6 protein-coding genes are annotated in these 4,582 nt (G+C 67.9%); all 6 read left to right on the top strand.

What is annotated here, in order from left to right:
• Nucleotides 1–149 precede the first annotated feature (149 nt).
• Nucleotides 150–1,118 carry a cytochrome c oxidase assembly protein gene (locus JHC79_RS14575; protein WP_296391996.1) on the top strand — a complete coding sequence of 323 codons (969 nt, stop codon included), beginning with the start codon at nucleotides 150–152 and terminating at the stop codon, nucleotides 1,116–1,118.
• Nucleotides 1,119–1,238: 120 nt separating this feature from the next.
• Nucleotides 1,239–1,973: a hypothetical protein gene (locus tag JHC79_RS14570; RefSeq protein ID WP_296391995.1), complete on the top strand. Its 735-nt coding sequence runs from the start codon at nucleotides 1,239–1,241 to the stop codon at nucleotides 1,971–1,973.
• 85 nt (nucleotides 1,974–2,058) lie between these two features.
• Nucleotides 2,059–2,730: a cytochrome b/b6 domain-containing protein gene (locus tag JHC79_RS23845; RefSeq protein WP_366782832.1), complete on the top strand. Its 672-nt coding sequence runs from the start codon at nucleotides 2,059–2,061 to the stop codon at nucleotides 2,728–2,730.
• Entirely contained in the window at nucleotides 2,727–3,410 is a 684-nt protein-coding gene (locus tag JHC79_RS23840) for a molybdopterin-dependent oxidoreductase (protein ID WP_366782830.1), read from the top strand. Before JHC79_RS23845 ends, JHC79_RS23840 begins: the two co-directional genes overlap by 4 nt.
• Nucleotides 3,407–3,880 (top strand): hypothetical protein, encoded by a 474-nt coding sequence (locus tag JHC79_RS14560; RefSeq protein ID WP_296391993.1) that lies wholly within the window; start codon nucleotides 3,407–3,409, stop codon nucleotides 3,878–3,880. Before JHC79_RS23840 ends, JHC79_RS14560 begins: the two co-directional genes overlap by 4 nt.
• A 9-nt stretch (nucleotides 3,881–3,889) precedes the next feature.
• Nucleotides 3,890–4,582 (top strand): M24 family metallopeptidase (locus JHC79_RS14555; RefSeq protein WP_296391991.1); only part of this gene is annotated, 693 nt, incomplete at its 3' end.

Here is a 4,582-nt window from a genome sequence, read left to right as displayed (position 1 = left end):
TTCGCTCTTGCCGTCTCGGCACGGTCGGCGGGCGGTTTCGGCACGTTCGGCGGTGATGTGGCTCGCAATCGCGCAGGTGGACACCTGAGTGCGAATCGGACAGGCGGATAGTGGAGTTCACCCGACCGAAAGCCTGATCCATGTCCCCGATGACCCGCCCCGATCTGCTGTCCGACTGGACCATCACCCCCGTCTGGTGGGTGGTCATGGCCGTGACGACGGCGCTGTATCTGGTCGGCGTCCGCCGCGCGGCGCGCCAGAGTCCATCGGGCTGGCCCATCCACCGCACCCTGAGCTGGTTCGGCGCGATGGTGGTCCTGGTGGTGGCGATCAACTCCGGCGTCGCGATGTACTCGCACCACCTGTTCTGGGTGCACATGCTCGTGCACCTCATGCTGATCATGGTCATCCCACTGCTGCTGGTGGTCGCCCAGCCGATTCGTCTCGGTCTCGACACCCTCGGTCCCACGGGCGCTGCGCGACTGCGCGGGTTCATGACGCACCGTGTCACCCGGTTCTTCACCTCGCCGGCGTTCTCGGTCCCGCTCTACGCCGCGGTGCTGGTGGGCACGCACCTCACCGGTTTTCAGCAGGCCATGAGCGAGAACATGTGGATCCACGAGACCGAGTCGGTGGTCTACCTGGTGAGCGGCTACCTGCTGTTGCTGCCGACGATCGGCGGCGAGTTCAGCGGCCACGACCTGTCGCACCCCGTGCGCTTCGTGACGCTGCTCATCTCGATGGGTCCCGACACCCTCGTCGGCGTCATCCTGATGCTCACCGACCGACCGTTGGCGCCCGCGTACGGCGACTCCCGCATGGGATGGGGGCCGAGCGCGCTGGCCGACCAGAACATCGCGGGCGCCATCATGTGGTTCGGCGGCGACGGACTGATGATGCTGCTGCTCGTGCTGGTCGCGGGTCAGTGGATCCGCGCCGAGACCAACCCCGACCCGGACCGCCCCCGGCGCCAGTCGTGGCTCGACAGCGCACGCCGGTCGGCCACGATGGGCGACGACGGCGAGGCCGACGACATCGACAGCGACGAGGCCGCGCTCGCGGCCTACAACGCGCGCCTCGCCCAGATGTACGACGAGCCCAACCCGCGCCGCCACTGACACCTTCGCCATACTGTTACGTACGCAAAACAGCTGGTCACGACACTCTTTGCGCCTGCAGTTTTGCTATTGTTACCCGAATTCGTGTGTGGGCACACGGCCGGGCACGAGGAGAACCGTGTGAGTGAACCGCTCGACTACGAGGCGACCAAAGCGGCGCTCCGGGCACAGATCGCGAAGACCCCAGCCGCGTCCGGCGGCGTCTCCACCCGGGCACGGGCGTGGCTCGGCGTGGTGTCCTCGATCGTCGTCATCGCGTGTGCAGTGATCCTGACCGTGTGGGTGACGAGCGACCCTCGAACCTCGTCGGTGGTGATGGTCCCCAGCGGGGACCATCACGGCGGGTCGACCACATCCAGCGCGGCAGGCACTGCGGGTGCTGCAATCATCCCCGGGGCACCCGACCTCGTCGGACGAACTGCGGTCATCCGGGCCGACGGCAGCATCACCGGTCTCGACGCCGCGGGCAACGCCGTCACCATCGCCACCCCGTCGGCCGAACAGACCGCCGCGGTACTCCGGATCCAGCGCGCGACCGGAACGAACCCGGCCGCCCCGGTTCGCCCGGTGACCGCCGCCGTCACCCCGCCGCGCGAAGTGGCGACGCGCCCGACGGCTCCACGGTCCGGCGGCGGATCGGGTGCAGCGCCGACCGTGCCCCCGTCGAACCCCCAGCCACCCGGTCCTTCGCCGACAACCCCGCAGCCGTCGCCGAGTCCGCCTCCGGTGACGACACAGGAGCCCGCGCCCACACCGGATCCGACGCCCACCCGGGATCCGTCACCGACCACGAACGACCCGGCCCCCGACGACCGCTCGGCCGGTGATCCCGCCGGCGGCGGCGACAACCCATGACAGCCCAAATGTTTCCGAAGCCTGACGTATGTGTCTGTCGTGGCCGTTCACCAAGCCGAATCGGACTTCGGTGCGAATATAGGGTGTGAGCACTTCGCAGCCCGACCACACCGATGAGACCTCTGCGGTTCCGTCGACCGGTCGGTTCCGCGAGTTGCTCGGTGTTTTCCTCACGATCGGGTTCACGAAACCGCCCGCCCCGGACCGCGACATCGGCGCGAGGAGCCCGCGAATCGTCGCCCGCGTCGGGCTCATGCTGGGCATCTGCGTCGTCATCTGTTTCGCGACGGGCCTGCTGAGTCACTGGATCCAGCACCCGCCGAGCTGGTTCTATTTCCCGTCGGACCCGCCGTGGCTCTACCGGTTCAGCCAGGGCCTGCACGTGATCACCGGGACCGCCGCGATCCCGTTGCTGTTGATCAAGTTGCAGCTCGTGTACCCGAAGCTGTTCGCGCGGCCGGTCATCGGCTCACCGCTGCGCGCGCTGGAACGCCTGTCCATCGCCGTGCTCGTCAGCTCGATGATCTTCCAGCTGTTCACCGGTCTGATGAACACCGCGCAGTTCTACCCGTGGAAATTCTTTTTCACCACAACGCATTACGCGATGTCCTACGTCATCGTCGCCGCGTTGATGGTGCACATCGCGGTGAAACTACCCATCATCCAGGCCGCGTTCCGGTCCCCGCTGGAGTCCACCGACGCGATCGACAACGACCCGACGCCGGCACCCGTCGATCCCGAGGAGGCGACCCGATGACCGAGGACTCGCGGCCACCGGCCGTCCCTCGGGACCCGCCGCCACCGGATTACGCACCGTTCGTCGACCCCGGATCACCCCGACCCCACCGTGGGGTGTCGCGGCGGGCGATCCTGCGGGGGTCGTTCGTGGCCGCAGGGCTCGCGGTGTTGGCGTTCGCGGGTCAGACCGTCCCGTTCCTGCGCTGGATCTCCTTCCTCGCACCGCGTTCCGGTGAGGGTCCGCTGGGCGTGCCCATCAACCGGACCGCCGAGGCCGCCGGTGTGGTCGAGGGCGCCAGTGCTCCGGATTACGCGCTCACCCTCGCCGCGAACGGGAAGACCATGACGCTGACCCTCGATCAGCTGCGCCGACTACCTCAGCACGACAGCGATCTCCCGATCGCCTGTGTCGAGGGGTGGAGCGCGCAGGGGAAATGGCGTGGCGTGCGTGTCCGAGACCTCGTCGAGATGGTGGGCGGCGACACCGACCGTGACGTCCGCTTCGTCTCGCTGGAGCGCGGCCTCTACGGCGTCAGCGTCCTACCCGCCAATTTCGCCCGTAACCCGGCGTCCCTGGTGGCCCTCGAACTCCACGGCGAGACCCTCACCATCGACCACGGCTTCCCGTGTCGGCTGATCACCCCCAACCGCCCGGGCGTGCTGCAGACCAAATGGCTGACCCGGATCGAGGTCACATGACCGTCCGCGTCATACGTCTGGTCCTGATCCTCGCCGCGCTGCCCATCGGCTGGTACGGGATATCGCTGATGTGGGACATGACCACCGCCGACAAGACCTCGATCGTGGTGTGGCTCATCGGCGGACTCATCGCCCACGATGCGATCTTCGCTCCCGCGTGCATTGCTGCCGGCCACGGCGTCAAGACGATCCTGCCGCAACGGTGGTGGCCGCCGGTCCTCGCCGGTGCCTCGGCGACGCTGCTCGTGCTGCTCCTGGCGTTCCCCGTCATGTATCCGCGGCCGGAGTCGAAGATCGCCCCCGGCAACGAGCAGAGCGGCACCATCCTGGACCGCCCCTACGGCCTCGGTCTGACCATCGCCCTGCTCGTGATCTGGGCGCTGGTCGTGGTGTTGGTCGTCCGCAACCGCCACGCGCGCGCAGCCGACGACGTCGCCGACGGGTCGCGATCGGAGCACTCCGCGCACTAGGTTCGTCTCATGTCCGACAACATCGTCGACGAGCCGGTCCGGGTCGCCGAACTCCTCGACGCCCAGGCCAAGGCCGTCTCTCTGTTCGACGCGATCGACGAACGCGGACTCATCCGTCCCGGCGCCTCCGAGAAACAGGTGAGCAACGAGATCCGCGATCTGGCCGCCGAGATGTTCGGCGTCTCACGCTTCTGGCACAAGCGAATCGTCCGCGGCGGCATCAACACCCTGCATCCATACCGGGAGAACCCCGCCGACCGGGTTCTCACCGACGACGACATCGTGTTCTGCGATTTCGGTCCGCTGTTCGACGACTGGGAGGCCGACTTCGGGCGCACCTGGGTGCTGGGGTCCGATCCGGTCAAACACTCCCTTCGGACGAGCCTCCCGGCGGTCTTCGACGCCGGCCGCGCTCACTTCGACGCCCATCCCGACATCACCGGCGAGCAGCTGTACGAGCACGTCGTCGCGCTCGCCACGGACGCGGGCTGGGAGTTCGGCGGCGACATCGCCGGTCACCTCATCGGGGAGTTCCCGCACGAGAAGATCGCCCACGACACGATCGCGTCGTATGTCGCTCCCGGCAGCGATCAGCCCATGCGACGTCTCGACAGCCGCGGGCGGCAGTGCCACTGGATCCTCGAGATCCATCTCGTCGACCGGGAGCGCGGCATCGGCGGCTTCCACGAGGAATTGCTCGAC

Source organism: Williamsia sp. (assembly GCF_016462415.1).
Taxonomy (GTDB): Bacteria; Actinomycetota; Actinomycetes; order Mycobacteriales; family Mycobacteriaceae; genus Williamsia_A.
Note: the sequence above shows the minus strand (reverse complement) of the source record. Positions and strands in the feature narration are given on the sequence as shown.

Coding starts and splice junctions, on each gene's coding strand:
- JHC79_RS14560 (WP_296391993.1), top strand. CDS start 3,407: ATGACCGTCCGCGTCATACGTCTGGTCCTGATCCTCGCCGCGCTGCCC.
- JHC79_RS23840 (WP_366782830.1), top strand. CDS start 2,727: ATGACCGAGGACTCGCGGCCACCGGCCGTCCCTCGGGACCCGCCGCCA.
- JHC79_RS14575 (WP_296391996.1), top strand. CDS start 150: ATGACCCGCCCCGATCTGCTGTCCGACTGGACCATCACCCCCGTCTGG.